Below are 15,973 nucleotides of genomic sequence, written 5' to 3'. Positions count from 1 at the left end.
GGCGCCCAAGGTCCCCCAGCCTGCGGCGCCGCCCCTGAGCGGAGTCGCAGGCCATGTCCCAGGCATTCGATGCAGATTCATCGCTACCCACGATCGCTGGCTACCCCCGTGACCTCCTGGCCCAGGCCCGCCAGCAAGCCGGCGAAGAGCGCTTGCTGGCCTGCCTGGAGCGGCTCTCCCGCGACACGCCCAGCACCTTCACCCAGCGCCTGGCCATCACCCTGCATTACCCGGTGCTCGCCACCCAGACCTTGTTCGCCTGCGCCCCGGCCTTCGACCTGGTCAGCCTGGCGCAATGCCTGAAGCGTGAATTCGCCCTGGTCGAGCACGATGGCGAGCGCCTCGGCGTGTTCGCCGACCCCTTCGACAGCGCCCGCCTGGCCTGGATCGACGACTGCCTGCAGGGCGCGCCGCTGTACCTGGTCCATGCCGCCGACCTGGCCGCATTCCTGGCCCGCCACGAAGAGAGCTTCCACGCCGTCGACGCCCTCGGCCACGACGCGGAGGCCGGCGGCGAGGCCGACCCGCTGCAGCGCCTGTCGCTGACCAGCATCAGCGAAGACCAGAGCCGGGTGGTCAAGCTGGTCAACTCGACCCTGTACGACGCCCTCAAGCTGCACGCCAGCGACATCCACTTAGGCATGACCGGCCAGGGCCTGACCATCAAGTACCGCATCGACGGCGTGCTCAACGGTGCCGGCAAGGCCAGCGGCAGTGCCTTCGCCGAGCAGGTGATCTCGCGGATCAAGGTCATGGCCGAACTGGACATCGGCGAAAAGCGCGTCCCCCAGGACGGGCGCTTCAAGGTGGCCATCGGCGAGCGGCAGATCGATTTTCGCGTCTCGATCATGCCAAGCATCTTCGGCGAGGACGCGGTGCTGCGGGTGCTGGACAAGCAGGACCTGTCCGACCAGGTCAGCGGCGTGCAGTTGCAGGCCCTGGGTTTCGAGGAACACACCCTGCGCGCCCTGCGCCGGCTGGCCAGCGAGCCCTACGGCATGATCCTGGTCACCGGGCCCACCGGCAGCGGCAAGACCACCACGCTGTACGCCATGCTCAGCGAGATCAACCACGGCGTCGACAAGATCATCACCATCGAGGACCCGGTCGAGTACCAGCTGCCCGGCGTGCTGCAGATCCCGGTCAACGAGAAGAAGGGCCTGACCTTCGCCCGCGGCCTGCGCTCGATCCTGCGCCACGACCCGGACAAGATCCTGGTCGGCGAGATCCGCGACCCGGACACCGCGCAGATCGCCGTGCAGTCGGCGCTCACCGGGCATCTGGTGTTCACCACCATCCACGCCAACAACGTGTTCGACGTGATCGGCCGTTTCAGCCAGATGCAGGTCGACCCCTATAGCTTTGTCTCGGCGCTCAACGCCGTGCTGGCCCAGCGTCTGGTGCGCCTGGCCTGCGTGCATTGCGCGGTGCCCTGCGAGCCCGACGACGAACTGCTCGCCGCCTCGGGCCTGGCCCGTGACGCGGTGGCCGGCTGGCGCTTCGTGCGCGCCCAGGGTTGCGGCCAGTGCCGTGGCAGTGGCTACCGCGGGCGCAACGCCATCGCCGAGCTGCTGCACCTGGACGACGACCTGCGGCAGATGATCGTCGAACGCCGCCCGCTCGCGCAGATCAAGCAGCTGGCCTGCCAACGTGGCCTGCGCCTGCTGCGCGCCTCGGCCCTGGACCTGGTCCGTGACGGCCGCACCACACTCGAGGAGATCAACCGTGTCACATTTATCGCCTGATCGGTACTGCGCCGTGCTCGGCGCCGAGAGTGTCGGCCTGGGTCGCTGGCACGGTCATCAACACCAGTGGCTGGGCAGCCGCGCCTTCAGTTGCGACGCCACCCAACCCGCCTGGGCCCCGGCCCTGGAGGCCCTGGCCGGCCTGCTCGGCGAGCACCCGGCACGCGGTGCGCAACTGCGGGTGCTGCTCTCGGCCCGCTACAGCCGCTTCTGCCTGGTGCCCTGGAGTGACGCCATCGGTACCCCGGGCGAGCTGGACACCTACGCCCGGGCCTGCTTCGAACACCTCTACGGCCAGGCCCTGGACGACTGGCGCATCGTGCTGTCGCCGGAGCCGGCGGGTGCCGCGCGCATCGCCACCGCGCTGCCCGAGGCGCTCCTTCAGGGCCTGCAGGCCCTGGGCCGGGAAAGCCGTCTGAGCCTGCGCTCGGTGCAGCCTTACCTGATGGCCGCCTACAACCGCTGCTCGGCGCAGTTGGCCCAGGGCGACTTCCTCTTCGTGCTTGCCGAGCCGCGCCGCAGCGTGCTGCTGCTGGCCGCCGGCGGTGCCTGGCAACAGGTGCTGGCCCAGGGCTGTGCCGACAGCGACCAGGCCCTGCAGGCGCTGATCGAGCGCACGTGCGAGCTGTACGGCGAGCAGCCGCCGCGGGTGTACCTGCATGCGCCGGGGCGCACGGCGGCCTCGCACCTGGCGGCGGTGCAGCTGTGCGCGCCGAGCGCCGAGGCCGACCCGTTGTGCGCCATGTGGCGGGCGGTGGCCTGAGATGCGCCGCCTCGACCTGGAATTCCAGCCCCGTCACAGCAGCCCCCTGGCCTGGTCGCTGCTGGCCCTGGGCGGTGCCGTGCTGGCGGTGCTGCTGCTGGCCCAGCAGCAACTGGTGAGCGAGCAGGTGGACCTGGAAGGCCGCGTGCATCAGCTCGAACTCAAGCTCGGCCGGCGCCCGGCCACCGCTGCCGTGCAAAGCAGCGCGGTGATCCGCGAGCAGGCCGAGCGCCTGGCACAGATGCGCAGCGTCTCGCAGCAGCTTCAGCGGCCCTGGCAGCAGCTGTTTGCCATGCTCGAGGCGATGCCGCAGGAAGACGTGGCGCTGCTCAGCCTCACCCCTGACGCGCGCAAGGGCCAGGTTCGCATCAGTGCCGAGGCGCGCAACCTCGAAGCGATGCTGCAGTACCACCAGCGCCTGGAACGCAGCAGCGAGCTGTCCGATGTGTCGCTGCTCAACCATGAGGTGCTGGCCGGGCAAGCCGAGCATGCGGTGCGTTTCAACCTCACTGCCACCTGGGAGACCGGCCATGCGCGTCCCTAGCCTGATCGTCCATGAAACGCTGCGGCGCCTGGGCCGGGCAGGGCTGGCCGCACTGCTGGTCGGCGTCCTGGCGCTGGCCGTCTGCCTGGCCGGGGTGCTGCCACAGTGGCAGACAGTGCGCGAGCTGCGCGCCAGCGAGGCCGACGCCAGCGCCCAGGTGCAGCGTCTGGCGCGTGGCGAGCTGAAGGTCCAGGCCCGGCCCGAGCAACAGGCGCTGGACGAACTGCGCCAGCAGCTGCCCGGCCAGCCTCAGGCCAGCGAACTGATCGAGCGCCTGTACCACCTGGCCAGCGCCGAGCGCATCAGCCTGTCCCGCGGTGAATACGCCCTGGGGGTGGACCCCAAGACCCAGTTGGCGCGCTATCAGATCGTCCTGCCGGTACGCGGCAGCTACCCCCAGATCCGCGGCTTCCTCAAGGCGCTGATCGGCCAATTGCCGACCCTGGTGCTGGAAGACCTGGAGCTGCAACGCAAGCGGATCGGTGACCGGGAACTGACCGGTCGTGTGCGCATGACCCTTTACCTGTCGAGGTCGTGATGAACACTCAGCGTGCGGTGATGTGGGCAGGGTTCCTGGGGCTGAGCGCCGCGCTGGCGTGGGCGCCTGGGCACTGGTTCGGCCTGGAGGAAGAGGAGGCTGGTCCGATCGCGGGGCAAGCCCGTTTCCTCGCAACTTCCACCCACGTGGAAGCGGGCTCGCCCCGCGATGAGGCGGTAAGCCCCTCACGCGACCTGTTCCCCAGCCAGCAATGGACCCCACCCCAGGCCCTGGCCACCGTCACCGAACAACCCGTGGTCACCGCCCCGGTGACCGTCGCGCCCACCGCCCCGACGCTGCCGTTTCGCTTCATCGGCCGCATGGGCGAGCGCGACGACCTGCAGATCTTCCTGCAGAGCGGCGACAAGCTCTACGTCGTGCGCCAGGGCGATGTGATCGATGACACCTACCGTCTGGACCACGTCTCGGCCACCGAGCTGGGCCTGGTCTACCTGCCACTGCACCAGCCACAGACCCTGTCTGTCGGGAGCGCACCATGAAATCGTCGAAGTTGTGCAAGCCTGCGCCGTTCATGCTCCTGGCCCTGTGCGTGGCCATCGGCGGATGCGGCTCGAGCGCCGTGCGCAAGGACAGCCAGGAACTGATCAAGGAAGGCCAGTACGAGGCGGGGATCGCCCGCCTGGAGGAGGCCCTGCGCGAGGACCCGCGCGACACCGAACTGAACATCGCCCTGGCCCATGGCCGTCAGGCGGCGGTAGAGGCGCTGCTGACCCAGGCCGACAGCGACCGCGCGCGCCACGACTTCGCCGGCGCGCGCATGGGCTACGGCCGGGTGCTGACCATAGAGGCCAACAACCGCCGCGCCCAGGAAGGCATCCGCCAGCTGGAGTTGATCCGCACCCTAGACGATCGCGTCGCCCTCGGCCAGGCGGCGTTGCGCCAGGGCGACCTGTTCGGCGCCGAACGCTACATGCGCGAAGTGCTGCGCCTGGATCCGCAGAACCAGAAGGGCCAGACCCTGCGCAGCGACATCGAGAACGTCCAGGCGCGTACCGCCACGCCGTACCCGCAGCTGCGCAGCAAGCTGGAGCGCCCGGTGACCCTGGAGTTTCGCGATGCCGATCTCAAGACCATCTTCGAGGTGCTGGCTCAGGTCGCCGGAATCAACTTCATCTTCGACAAGGACCTGCGCCCGGACATGAAGGCCACCATCTTCGTGCGCGAGGTGCGCATCGAGGACGCCGTGGCCCTGTTGCTGGAGCAGAACCAGTTGCGCCAGAAGATCGTCAACGACAACACCCTGCTGGTCTACCCGGACTCACCGCAGAAGACCAAGGACTACCAGGAACTGGTCATGCGCACCTTCTACCTGACCAGCATCGACGCCAATACCGCGCTGAACATGGTCAAGACCATGCTCAAGACCCGTGACGTGTTCGTCGACGAGCGCCTCAACACCCTGACCATGCGCGACACCCCCGACGCCGTGCGCATGGCCGAGAAGCTGCTGCAGTCCCAGGACCAGTCCAACCCCGAGGTGGTGCTGGAGGTGGAGGTGATGGAGGTGGCCACCTCGCGCATCCTCGACCTCGGCCTGCAATGGCCCAACACCTTCGGCGTGCTGACCAGCGATGGCAAGTCGGTGAGCGTGCTCGACCAGCTGCGCGGCATCGACTCCAGCCGCATCAGCATCTCGCCGGCGCCACAGGCCAAGATCAATGCCCAGGACAAGGACATCAACACCCTGGCCAGCCCGGTGATCCGGGTCAGCAACCGCGAGCAGGCGCGCATCCACATCGGCCAGCGGGTGCCGATCATCAGCGCCACCTCGGTGCCCTCGACCCAAGGCCCGGTGATCACCGAAAGCGTCACCTATCTGGACGTCGGCCTCAAGCTCGAAGTACAGCCCACCGTGCACCTGAACAACGAGGTGGCGATCAAGGTGGCCCTGGAAGTGAGCAACGCCACGCCCCTGGAAGCGACCCGCCAGGGCACCATTCCGGTCCAGGTCGACACCCGCAATGCCCAGACCAGCCTGCGCCTGCACGACGGCGAGACGCAGGTGCTGGCCGGGCTGGTGCGCAACGACCACAACGCCAGCGGCAACAAGATCCCGGGGCTGGGTGACATTCCCGGCCTGGGTCGGCTGTTCGGCAGCAACAAGGACGACATGAGCAAGTCCGAACTGGTGCTGGCGATCACCCCGCGTATCGTGCGCAACCTGCCGTACCAGAGCCCGTCGGACATGGAGTTCGCCACCGGAACCGAGTCGGCCCTGCAGGTGCGCCAGCTGGCCCAGCCGGTGCCGGCCAGCGCCGTGCCCACCGAGGCCCCGGACGACGAGTCGCAGGGGGCGCCACGGGTGGAAGGGCAGATGGCGGTAGTGCCGGCCAGCCCGAGGCCACGGCCATGACACCCCGCCAGCAGGGCTTCAGCCTGATCGAGGTGGTGCTGACCCTGGCGCTGCTCGGGCTGCTCGCCAGCATGGCCGCGCCACTGACCGAAACCGTGGTGCGACGGGGCAAGGAGCAGCAGCTGCGCGAGGCCCTGTACCAGATCCGCGACGCCATCGATGCCTACAAGCGCGCCTTCGACGCCGGCTACATCGAGAAGCGCCTGAACGCCAGTGGCTATCCGCCGAACCTGCAGGTGCTGGTAGACGGCGTGCGCGATGTGCGCAGCGCCAAGGGCGCGAAGTTCTACTTCCTGCGGCGCATCCCCCACGATCCGCTGCGCGCGGTCAAGGCCGACGACCAGGGCGACTGGGGCCTGCGCGCCTATGACAGCGCTGCCGACAATCCGCGCGAGGGCGAGGACGTGTTCGACGTCTATTCCAAGGCCGCCGGCAAGGGCCTCAACAACGTTCCCTACGGGCAATGGTGACGGCGATGAAACCGAGCAAAGGCTTCACCCTCATCGAACTGCTGGTGGTGATGGCTATTATCGCCACCTTGATGACCATCGCCATGCCGCGCTACTTCAACAGCCTGGAGGCCTCCCGCGAGGCCACCCTGCGCCAGAGCCTGGCGGTGCTGCGCGAGGCCCTGGACCACTACTACGGCGACACCGGGCACTACCCCGATTCCCTCGACCAATTGGTGGAGCAGCGCTACCTGCGTAACACCCCGGTCGACCCGATCACCGAGCGCCGCGATGCCTGGCAAGTGGTGCCACCGCCTGAGGGCGTGGCCGGCGGGGTGGCCGACATCAAGAGTGGAGCCAGCGGGAGGGCGCGTGATGGCAGCCTCTATGCCGAATGGTGAAACCGGCTTCACCTACCTGGGCGTGCTGCTGCTGATCGCCGTCAGCAGCGTGGCCCTGGCGGCCACCGGCACTCTGTGGGCCACCAGCGTGCAGCGCGAGCGTGAGCGCCAGCTGCTGTGGGTGGGCGGTCAGTATGCCCAGGCCTTGCGCAGCTACTACCGCGCCTCGCCGGGCTTGGCCCAGTACCCACATGACCTGGGTGAACTGGTGGAGGACAACCGTTTCCCGGCACCGCAGCGTCACTTGCGCAGGCTCTATCCAGACCCGATCGGCGGTGAAGAATGGGGCCTGCTGCGCGCGGCCGATGGCCGCATCACCGGGGTGTACAGCCGCTCCGAGGCCACGCCGCTCAAACGCAGCGGTTTTGATGCCCAGTGGAGCGGTTTCGAGGGGCTGGAGCACTACAGCGACTGGCAGTTCGTCGCCGAGCAGGCGTTTGCCGAAAGCGCCGGCGGCGCCCGCCAGCACGCAGGCCCGGGAGAAGCGCCATGAAACGCCTGGCCGCGTTGTTGTGCCTGTGCCTGGCGCTGCTGCAGGGCCAGGCCCGGGCGGGCGCCGAGGACGAGATGATGGGATTTATCGTCGACAACACCATCTCGCACATCGGCCACGACTTCTATCACGCCTTCAGCGACCGGCTGCGCGCCACCAGCCGGCTCGACTTCAACCTGGTGGTGCGCGAACGCCCGGATGCCCGCTGGGGCAGCCTGGTGACGGTGGAGTACGAGCGCGAGGTGCTGTACCGGCGTTTCCTGCCGCCCAACACCACGCAACTCAACGACGAGGCCATCGCGGCCGCCGACCTGGTCAGGCAACAGATCGTTCAGCGCAAGCTGCAACGACTGCTGCAGGACACAACTGATCTTGAGAGGGACGAGCTATGAGCACCCACCTTGCACGACGCATCGCCGCCTGCCTGCTGGCTGCCGGCCTCGGTGGCCAGGCCTTGGCCACGGAGCTGGTGTACACCCCGGTCAATCCGTCCTTCGGCGGCAATCCGATCAATGGCACCTGGCTGTTGAACAACGCCCAGGCGCAGAACGACTACGACGATCCCGACCTCAAGGACCGCACTTCGGCGTTCGCCGGGACCTCGGCCCTGGAGCGCTTCAGCAACCAGCTCGAATCGCGCTTGCTTGGGCAACTGCTGGACACCATCAGCAACGGCAACACCGGCAGCATGTCCACCGACGCCTTCCTGATCGACGTCATCGACGATTCGGGGGCGCTGAGCATCAAGGTCACCGACCGGGCCACCGGGGAAGTCTCGATCATCGAGGTCAGCGGCCTGAACCCCTGAGAGGGACGGGTCTTTACTGGGGAGAGAACGCCATGAAACGCCTGCTGAGCACACTGCTGGTCCTCGCCGCCCTGGGTAGCCTGCACGGCTGCGGCCTGCGCGAGCCGATGCCCGCCGAACAGGACCCCGAGACCCCGACGCTGACGCCGCGGGCCTCGACCTACTATGACCTGGTCAGCATGCCGCGGCCCCGCGGTCGGCTGATGGCGGTGGTGTACGGTTTCCGCGACCAGACCGGGCAGTACAAGCCGACCCCGGCCAGCTCGTTCTCCACCAGCGTCACCCAGGGGGCGGCGAGCATGCTGATGGACGCGCTCAACGCCAGCGGCTGGTTCGTGGTGCTGGAGCGCGAGGGCCTGCAGAACCTGCTGACCGAGCGCAAGATCATCCGCGCCTCGCAGAAGAAACCCGATGTGGCGGAAAACATCCAGGGCGAGCTGCCGCCGCTGCAGGCGGCCAACCTGATGCTCGAGGGCGGCATCATCGCCTACGACACCAACGTGCGCAGCGGCGGCGAGGGCGCCCGCTACCTGGGCATCGGCCTGTCCCGTGAATACCGGGTCGACCAGGTTACGGTCAACCTGCGGGCGGTGGACGTGCGCACCGGCCAGGTGCTGGCCAATGTGATGACCAGCAAGACCATCTACTCGGTCGGGCAGAACGCCGGGGTGTTCAAGTTCATCGAGTTCAAGAAGCTGCTCGAAGCCGAGGTGGGCTATACCACCAACGAGCCGGCGCAGCTGTGCGTGCTGTCGGCCATCGAAGCCGCGGTGGGGCACCTGCTGGCCCAGGGGATCGAGCGGCGGTTGTGGCAGGTAGCGGGGGATGGGGCGGGGGACAAGGCGGTGCTGGACAAATATCTGAGTCAGTATCAGCAGCCGTAAGCCGAGGTAACGCTCCTACAGGGGAAACGCATTGCGTGAGGATCCTGGATCTGGCTTCATATCATAGCGTTGCCGAGCCTGAACAATCGCTGGCATGTTCGACTCCGCCCAATGCGCCAGTTGCTCCACCGTGCTACCCAGTGTCGCGCCCAGTTCGGTCAGGGCGTATTCGACGGTGGGCGCTACGGTCGGGTGTACCTGGCGTTCCACCAGGCCATCGCGCTCGAGCTTCTTCAGGGTCTGCGACAGCACCTTCTGCGAGACGCCGGCGATATCCTGTCGACCCTGCCGCCGGGGCGGGCGCAGGGCGTTGAAGGGCCGCTGAAGGCTTCCCGGGCATTCCGCGCGGCGGTGCCGGACCTGCGCTGTGAGGTGCTGCAGATGATCGTCGCGGGCGACCGGGTCACCGCGGCGCTGCGCTTCACCGGCCACTTCACCGGCACGCTGGGCGAGCACCAAGGCCAGGGCCAAGCCATCGACTTCATCGCCATGGACATCTACCGCATTGCCGATGGCCGGATCGCCGAGGACTGGCACCTGGAGGACAACCTGGCGTTCATGCGCCAGGCGGGCCTGGTGGGGCGTTGAACCCTGTGATCAGCTAAACCCCCGAGGCGGATTGACCGGCGCGTCGTCCTGGGCCAGGGTCCAGCGAGCGATGTCGTCCTTGCGCATGAAGGCCACCCCGGCATGGCTGCGGGCGTAGGCGAAGAACTGGTCCAGCGCCCGCACCACGGTGGGCGTGCCGCCGATGCGGTCATGGGCCGACAGTGACATCAGCCGGCGGCGCTGGCTGCCTTCGGCGTACAGCACGTCGAACTCGTCCTTGAGCTCCTGCAGCAAGGCGGCGCCGGTCATTGCCGTGGATCCGGCGATGCGGCCGATGTCATTGTTGCGCAGGGTGTAGGGCACCACGGCGAACGGCTTGCCGCGCACCGGGGTGATCGAGGGCTCGTCACGGGCCAGGTCGTCGATGTGGTAGAGGAAGCCCAGGTCCTGGAGGATATTCAGGGTCTCGCGGGAGTGGCGCATCCAGAACGCGTTGAAGCCCAGCGGACGCTGCCCGGTGACGCGTTCAATGATAGCGCTGGCCTGCTCGTACTGGCGGCGCTCTTCTGCAGGCGTCAAGCTGTACTGGGGTGCCCAGTGCAGGCCGTGCCCGGCGGCCTCATGACCGCGCCGGACCACCTCGGCCGCCAGCTCCGGGTAGGCTTCAACAGCCTTGCCGACCATGTGCGAGGTGACTTTGATGCCGTGCCGGTCGAACAGCGCGAGCAGGCGCGGCACGCCTTCCAGCGGGCCGTAGCGGTACCAGCTGGGGGCTATGGTGTCGGGGTAGCGTGGGTCCAGTGGCGGGAAAGGGCTTTCGGCATGCTCCGGCTGCCCACCTGATTCGAACTGCAACGACACCGAGATCACCAGTTGCGCGCCGTTGGGCCAGAACGCCTTGCCACCGCCGTTGCCGGGCGTCGTCCCGTTGCTGCTGCCGGGCTGGCTTGCCAGTGCCGCGCCCGCCGCCACGGCGATGCCGCCGGCGAGGGTGCCTTTCACAAAGTCTCTTCTGCTGGTCATCGGTTCGCTCCTGAGTGCGTGGGTTTCGATACCGGGCAGTGTAATTAGCGGAAAAATCGCTAATAATTAGCCTAAAGGCAAAATCATATTTCGGAAAAATCGAAAGCCATGTTGGATCAACTGGCGTTGTTCCTTACCATCATCGAAAAAGGCAGTCTGTCGGCGGCGGGCCGTGAACGCGGGCTGTCACCGGCCACGGTGTCCGAGCGCCTGTCGGCGCTGGAGGCGCATTACGGGGTGACGCTGCTGACCCGCAGCACCCGCTCGCTCAGCCTGACCGACGCCGGTCGCCTGCTGGCCGACGGCGCCCGGCGCCTGCTGGCAGAGGCCGAGGAGTTGCAGAGCCAGCTGCAGGACGGCCAGCAGAAGATCTCCGGGCTGGTGCGCCTGAGCGCGCCGGTGGACCTCGGCCAGCACTGCATCGTGCCGCTGCTCGACCGTTTCCTTGCTGAGCACCCCGACGTGTCGATCGACCTGGACCTGACCGACGGCTACGTCGACCTTGTCGGGCAGGGCATCGACCTCGCCATCCGCTACGGCACATTGGCCGACAGCTCCCTGCGCGCCAGACCCCTGGGCGACAACCGCCGGGTGGTGTGCGCCGCGCCCGACTACCTGCGCCGGCATGGCATACCGCTGCACCCGGACGACCTGGCGCGGCACGACTGCATCGTCATGCGCTTCGGCATCCACACCGAGCGAGTCTGGCCGTTCCGTCTGGGCGCGGCGGCGTATCCGGTCAGCGTGCGCGGCCGGCGCGTCGCCAACAACGGCGAGCAGGTGCGGCGCTGGGCCCTGGCCGGGCATGGCCTGTGCCTGAAGTCGCTGCGCGATGTGCAGGATGACCTGGACGAAGGCAGGCTGGTGGAGGTGCTGGGTGACTTCAGCGCCGGGCCGGTGGCGCTGCAGATCGTCTATCCGCCGACCCGGGTGCAACCGAGGCGGGTGCGGGCGCTGATGGAGGCGATCGTGGCGCAGCTTGGTTGAACAGGCCGCTCCTAGAGGGGATAGACAGTTGCCTGGCTGAACTATAGTGATGAGCGGCCAGTGCGTGACGACAAGGGACTTCGATGGCAGCAGCCAGGAAACACACTGATGACGGCCTCTTCGCGGTGACCGGCGAGGGCCGCGCCGTGTCGTTGTTCCGCCTGGTGCTGGGTTTCATGGCGGTGGTGATGCTGGCGTTCGTGCTGATCGAGGGCTGGCGGATCTGGCGCGATTACCGGCAGGCGTTCGGCGACGCCGAGAACGCGGTCACCAACCTGGCCCGAGCTACGGCCCAGCACGCCGAGGACGCCATCCGCCAGGTGGACGCGATCACCGCCGTCCTGGCCGAGCGCCTGGAAGGCGATGGCTTTGCCCACGTCGATCGACCGCGCCTGCACGCCCTGCTCAAGCAACAGGCGCAGATAATGCCGCAGTTGCACGGCCTGTTCGTTTATGGCGCCGATGGCAGCTGGATCATCACCGACAAGGATGCCGTGCCGCCGGGGGCCAACAACGCCGACCGCGACTATTTCCTCTACCACCAGACCCATGCCGACCGCCAGGTGCGCATCGGCTCGGTGGTGCGCAGCCGTTCCACGGGCGACCTGATCATCCCCATCTCGCGGCGTCTGGACCTGCCCGATGGACGCTTCGCCGGGGTGCTGCTGGGCACCATCAAGGTCGACTGGTTCGTGCGCTATTACGGCGACTTCAAGATCGATGAGCGTGGCGCCCTGGTTCTGGCCAAGCGTGACGGCACCATCCTCGTGCGCCGGCCCTTCGTCGAGCAGGTCATCGGCCGCAGCCTGGCGGGCAGCGAGATCTTCCGACACTACCTGCCCTACGCCAATGAAGGGGTGACCGAGGCAGTGGCGGTGGTTGATGGCACGACGCGGTTGTATGCGTTCCGCGCGCTGTCCAGTTACCCGCTGGTGGTGCAGGCGGGCTTGTCCCTCGAGTCGATTGTCGGGCCCTGGCGGCGTGACATGATCAAATCGTTGGCGGTGCTGGTTCTGCTGCTGGTCGGCCTGGCCGGCTTCGGCTGGATTGTCCTGCGCCAGTTGCGCGAGCGCATCGCCATCGAGCGCGCGCTGCACCAGGCCCACCAGACCCTCAAGGCGCTGGCCCTGAGCGACAGCCTGACCGGACTGGGCAACCGTCGACGGCTGGACGCGGTGTTCGAGCCGGAGATCCGCCGGGCGCGGCGCCAGGGCCGGCCGCTGGCCCTGGTCATGCTCGACCTGGACTACTTCAAGGCCTACAACGACCGCTACGGCCACCCGGCGGGCGACCAGTGCCTGCGGCGTTTCGCCGAGCTGCTACGTCAGGCGCTCAAGCGCCCCGCAGACCTGGCGGTGCGCTATGGCGGCGAGGAGTTCACCCTGTTGTTGCCCGATACCGATGTCCAGGGGGCCAGCCAGATCGTCCAGGAGATCCTGCAGCTGTTGCGCCGGCTGGCCATCGAGCATGCCGGCAGCCCGTTGGGGCATGTCACGGCCAGTGCCGGTATCGCGGTGGGCGCGCCGACGCTGGAGACGGTGACCCCGGAGAACCTCATGGCAGCGGCGGATGCGGCGCTTTATGCAGCCAAGCGCCAGGGGCGGGATCGCTACTGCCTGGCGGGCAGTGCGGAGCAGCATCCGGCGCATTGAGGCCCCAGGGATCATTCAGCCATCACCAGCGTTGCGCGCCCATGCCAGGATCCCCCCTTAGGCGTTACTCCACCTCGACCACCACCCCATCACGGCCAAGCCGATAACGCTGCAGGTCCCGGGCCAGGGTCAGGTGCCCGTTGTAGTGCGCTTGCGCCTCCTCGCGCACTTCCTCGATGGAGCCGCCGCGCCCGCCGCCGGATTGGTAGCGGGCGCTGAAATGCGTCAGCACCAGGTTCCTGACACCCGCCGTTTCGGCGAAGCGCGCCACCGCGGCGGCGGTGCTGTGGCCGAAGGTGGCCTGGGTACGTTCGACCACCGGCTGGGTGAAGGTGGCCTCATGCACCAGCACATCCACATTCGCCGCCAGCGTGCTCAATAGCTCCGGGCGGTCGTTGTCGCCGCAGACGATGATCCGCTGCGCCGGGCGTGTCGGTTGCAGGTAAGTCTGCGGATCGAGCTGACGCCCCTCGTGCTCGACAGTCCTGCCACGGGCCAGTTGCCCCCACATCGGCCCGGCGGGGATGCCGTCGGCCTGCAGGCGCTGGGTGTCCAGCCGGGGCTCGGGGTCACGTTCCTCGAACACGAAACCGTAGGACGGCACCCGATGCGACAGCTCGACCACGCCGATCTGCACATTGCCATGTTCCAGCCCGGTGAAGGTCTCGACCGGCTGCATCTGCAACTCGAAAGGCAGGTAGGTATCGCTGACCGCCAGGCTCTGGCGCACCCAGGTCTGCAGGTCGGCCGGCAGCACCAGTTGCAACGGCTCCTTGCGCCCTGACATGCCAGCGCTGGCCAGCAACCCCGGCAACCCGAAGCAGTGGTCGCCGTGCACATGGGTGATGAGGATGGCGCGCAGGTCGCGCACCGACAGCGGGCTGTGCAGCAGCTGGTGCTGGGTGCCTTCGCCGCAATCGACCAGGTACCACCCAGTGCCGGATGCCTCGATGACCGCAGTCGCACTGACGTTGCGGGCCTTGGTGGGCACACCGGAAGAGGTGCCCAGAAACTGCAGGTCCATTGCCTGACTCCTTGGTTCGATGTTGTTGCGACCCCGCAGGGCGGGGCGCGCGGAGGCTAGCATGGCACTGTCGCAGGGGCCAGTACGCTCCCAACATCGAGCTTACGCGCTACCAGGCCGGACTAGTAGACACCGCCCTGGGCGCTGGTAGCGGCCCCTTCCTTGAACTTGCCCGCCAACGTCTGCAAGCCGCGCATCAGCACCGTGGTGTCGACCCCCACAGCGACGAACGCCGCCCCTAGCTCGATATACCGGCGCGCCAGCGCTTCGTCGGCACTGAGGATCCCCGCCGCCTTGCCTGCACGGCCGATGCGCACGATGGCATCGTCGATGGCCGCCTGTACTTCGGGATGCCCCGGGTTGCCCCGGTGGCCCATGTCGGCGCTGAGGTCGGCGGGGCCGATGAACACGCCATCGACACCTTCGACGGCGCAGATCGCGTCGAGGTTGGCCAGGCCTTCGCGGTTCTCCACCTGTACCAGCAGGCACATCTGTTCGTCAGCCTGGTCCAGGTAGCCGGGCAGGCTGTTCCAGCGCGATGCTCGTGCCAGCGCGCTACCTACGCCGCGCACTCCGTGGGGCGGGTAGCGCATCGCACGCACCAACTGGCGTGCCTGCTCGGCGCTTTCGACCATGGGCACCAGCAGGGTCTGCGCGCCGATATCCAGCAATTGCTTGATCAGCGCGGTGTCGCCGATCACCGGGCGCACGATCGGCTGAGCCGGGTAGGGCGCCAACGCCTGTAACTGGCCGAGCAGGCCACGCAGGTCGTTGGGCGCGTGCTCACCGTCGAGCAGCAGCCAGTCGAAGCCGGCGTTGGCCGCCAGTTCCGCGCAGTACGGATCGGCCAGGCCGAGCCACAGGCCGATCTGCGCCTGGCCCGTGCGCAGGCGTTGCTTGAAGGTATTGATGGGCATGTCCATGGTGGATCCTCAGACGAATCGGCAGGCGATCGAGCCAAGCTGGTCGTAGTCGACGTGGAAGGTGTCGCCGGGGCGGGCGGCTACCGGGCGGGTGAACGAACCGCCGAGAATGATCTGGCCGGTCTCCAGCCCCACGTCGTACGGCGCCAGTTTGTTGGCCAGCCAGGCGACGCCCTTGGCCGGGTGGTTGAGCACCGCCGCCGACACGCCGGACTCCTCGATCACGCCGTTGCGGTACAGCACCGCCGGCACCTTGCGCAGGTCGACGTCGCCCGGGCGCACCGCGCGACCGCCCATGACCACGCCGGCGTTGGCTGCGTTGTCGGAGATGGTGTCGAACACCTTGCGGGTCACGCCGCTGTGCGGGTCGACCTGCTGGATGCGCGCATCAATGATCTCCAGGGCCGGAATCACCCATTCGGTGGCGTCGAGCACGTCGAACAGGGTCACGTTCGGCCCCTTGAGTGGCTTGCCGAGGATGAACGCCAGCTCCACCTCGACCCGGGGCACGATGAAGCGCTCGAAGGGAATGTCGCTGCCTTCGTCGAACAGCATGTCGTCGAGCAGCGCACCGTAGTCCGGTTCGGTGATGTTCGAAGAAACTTGCATGGCCCTGGAGGTCAGGCCGATCTTGTGGCCGACCAGCTTGCGGCCACCCTCGATCTTGCGTGCCACCCAGGCGCGCTGTATGGCGTAGGCGTCCTCGATGCTGATCGAAGGGTGTTCCAAGGAGAACTGGCCGACCTGTTCGCGGGTGCGTTCGGCCTGGTCTAGACGGGCGGCGGCTTGCTGGATGATGCGGGCGTCGAGCATGGA

The 15,973-nt window shown here is 67.7% G+C and carries 19 protein-coding genes and 1 pseudogene; 15 read left to right on the top strand and 5 right to left on the bottom strand.

Translation table 11 applies throughout. The annotated features are described in order from the left end of the window. The first annotated feature begins 53 nt into the window (after positions 1-53). Genes AC25M7_RS11405 through AC25M7_RS11350 form a run of 12 tightly spaced genes read left to right on the top strand, consistent with a single transcriptional unit; the run spans position 54 to position 8,999 of the window. Complete coding sequence (locus AC25M7_RS11405) at positions 54-1,745, top strand: GspE/PulE family protein (RefSeq protein WP_182324267.1); 1,692 nt, start codon at positions 54-56, stop codon at positions 1,743-1,745. Next, on the top strand, positions 1,726-2,508 hold the full coding sequence (locus AC25M7_RS11400; protein WP_182324269.1) for a hypothetical protein: 783 nt from the start codon (positions 1,726-1,728) through the stop codon (positions 2,506-2,508). Before AC25M7_RS11405 ends, AC25M7_RS11400 begins: the two co-directional genes overlap by 20 nt. A 1-nt stretch (position 2,509) precedes the next feature. Continuing rightward, positions 2,510-3,052 carry a PilN domain-containing protein gene (locus tag AC25M7_RS11395; protein WP_486971067.1) on the top strand — a complete coding sequence of 181 codons (543 nt, stop codon included), beginning with the start codon at positions 2,510-2,512 and terminating at the stop codon, positions 3,050-3,052. Further along, positions 3,039-3,590, top strand: coding sequence for a type 4a pilus biogenesis protein PilO (gene pilO, locus AC25M7_RS11390; protein ID WP_028688942.1), 552 nt, complete (start codon positions 3,039-3,041; stop codon positions 3,588-3,590). Before AC25M7_RS11395 ends, pilO begins: the two co-directional genes overlap by 14 nt. After that, positions 3,590-4,090, top strand: a complete 501-nt coding sequence (locus AC25M7_RS11385) for a hypothetical protein (RefSeq protein ID WP_062363192.1) — start codon at positions 3,590-3,592, stop codon at positions 4,088-4,090. The genes pilO and AC25M7_RS11385 overlap by 1 nt, the downstream gene beginning before the upstream one ends. Next, positions 4,087-5,964, top strand: coding sequence for a secretin N-terminal domain-containing protein (locus AC25M7_RS11380; RefSeq protein ID WP_028688940.1), 1,878 nt, complete (start codon positions 4,087-4,089; stop codon positions 5,962-5,964). The genes AC25M7_RS11385 and AC25M7_RS11380 overlap by 4 nt, the downstream gene beginning before the upstream one ends. Beyond that, entirely contained in the window at positions 5,961-6,434 is a 474-nt protein-coding gene (locus AC25M7_RS11375) for a type II secretion system protein (RefSeq protein WP_028688939.1), read from the top strand. Before AC25M7_RS11380 ends, AC25M7_RS11375 begins: the two co-directional genes overlap by 4 nt. 5 nt (positions 6,435-6,439) lie before the next feature. Next, on the top strand, positions 6,440-6,814 hold the full coding sequence (locus AC25M7_RS11370) for a type II secretion system protein (protein ID WP_028688938.1): 375 nt from the start codon (positions 6,440-6,442) through the stop codon (positions 6,812-6,814). Next, the gene (locus tag AC25M7_RS11365) at positions 6,789-7,307 is read left to right on the top strand and encodes a type II secretion system protein (RefSeq protein ID WP_028688937.1); all 519 of its coding nucleotides are present in this window, start codon (positions 6,789-6,791) and stop codon (positions 7,305-7,307) included. The genes AC25M7_RS11370 and AC25M7_RS11365 overlap by 26 nt, the downstream gene beginning before the upstream one ends. Then, positions 7,304-7,699, top strand: coding sequence for a curli production assembly/transport protein CsgE (gene csgE / locus AC25M7_RS11360; RefSeq protein ID WP_028688936.1), 396 nt, complete (start codon positions 7,304-7,306; stop codon positions 7,697-7,699). The genes AC25M7_RS11365 and csgE overlap by 4 nt, the downstream gene beginning before the upstream one ends. After that, entirely contained in the window at positions 7,696-8,115 is a 420-nt protein-coding gene (locus tag AC25M7_RS11355) for a curli assembly protein CsgF (RefSeq protein ID WP_028688935.1), read from the top strand. Before csgE ends, AC25M7_RS11355 begins: the two co-directional genes overlap by 4 nt. Positions 8,116-8,147: 32 nt before the next feature. After that, positions 8,148-8,999, top strand: a complete 852-nt coding sequence (locus AC25M7_RS11350; RefSeq protein WP_486971066.1) for a CsgG/HfaB family protein — start codon at positions 8,148-8,150, stop codon at positions 8,997-8,999. Positions 9,000-9,014: 15 nt separating this feature from the next. Here AC25M7_RS11350 and AC25M7_RS11345 read toward each other — a convergent pair whose 3' ends face one another. Next, entirely contained in the window at positions 9,015-9,251 is a 237-nt protein-coding gene (locus tag AC25M7_RS11345; RefSeq protein ID WP_247282914.1) for a winged helix-turn-helix transcriptional regulator, read from the bottom strand. A gap of 30 nt (positions 9,252-9,281) precedes the next feature. Here AC25M7_RS11345 and AC25M7_RS11340 point away from each other — a divergent pair. Next, a pseudogene (locus AC25M7_RS11340) lies at positions 9,282-9,587 on the top strand (ester cyclase); the annotation flags it as partial. A 9-nt stretch (positions 9,588-9,596) separates the two neighbouring features. On the opposite strand, the gene AC25M7_RS11335 reads toward AC25M7_RS11340, so the two are convergent. Then, complete coding sequence (locus tag AC25M7_RS11335; RefSeq protein ID WP_197866410.1) at positions 9,597-10,571, bottom strand: polysaccharide deacetylase family protein; 975 nt, start codon at positions 10,569-10,571, stop codon at positions 9,597-9,599. Between the two features lie 108 nt (positions 10,572-10,679). Between AC25M7_RS11335 and AC25M7_RS11330 the strand changes: the two genes are divergently transcribed. Both AC25M7_RS11330 and AC25M7_RS11325 read left to right on the top strand, forming a co-directional pair. Further along, positions 10,680-11,558 carry a LysR family transcriptional regulator gene (locus tag AC25M7_RS11330; RefSeq protein WP_088852840.1) on the top strand — a complete coding sequence of 293 codons (879 nt, stop codon included), beginning with the start codon at positions 10,680-10,682 and terminating at the stop codon, positions 11,556-11,558. Between the two features lie 83 nt (positions 11,559-11,641). Beyond that, positions 11,642-13,210 carry a sensor domain-containing diguanylate cyclase gene (locus AC25M7_RS11325; RefSeq protein WP_247282913.1) on the top strand — a complete coding sequence of 523 codons (1,569 nt, stop codon included), beginning with the start codon at positions 11,642-11,644 and terminating at the stop codon, positions 13,208-13,210. A 64-nt stretch (positions 13,211-13,274) separates the two neighbouring features. Here AC25M7_RS11325 and AC25M7_RS11320 read toward each other — a convergent pair whose 3' ends face one another. The 3 genes from AC25M7_RS11320 to hpaH all read right to left on the bottom strand — a co-directional run bounded on the left by AC25M7_RS11320 (position 13,275) and on the right by hpaH (position 15,970). Continuing rightward, complete coding sequence (locus AC25M7_RS11320; protein ID WP_028688930.1) at positions 13,275-14,234, bottom strand: ribonuclease Z; 960 nt, start codon at positions 14,232-14,234, stop codon at positions 13,275-13,277. A gap of 122 nt (positions 14,235-14,356) precedes the next feature. Beyond that, on the bottom strand, positions 14,357-15,157 hold the full coding sequence (gene hpaI / locus AC25M7_RS11315; RefSeq protein WP_486971065.1) for a 4-hydroxy-2-oxoheptanedioate aldolase: 801 nt from the start codon (positions 15,155-15,157) through the stop codon (positions 14,357-14,359). A 9-nt stretch (positions 15,158-15,166) separates the two neighbouring features. Continuing rightward, positions 15,167-15,970: a 2-oxo-hept-4-ene-1,7-dioate hydratase gene (gene hpaH, locus AC25M7_RS11310; RefSeq protein ID WP_028688928.1), complete on the bottom strand. Its 804-nt coding sequence runs from the start codon at positions 15,968-15,970 to the stop codon at positions 15,167-15,169. Between the last annotated feature and the right edge of the window lie 3 nt (positions 15,971-15,973).

The sequence above is a fragment of the Pseudomonas sp. P106(2024) genome (genome assembly GCF_057480815.1).
Note: the sequence above shows the minus strand (reverse complement) of the source record. Positions and strands in the feature narration are given on the sequence as shown.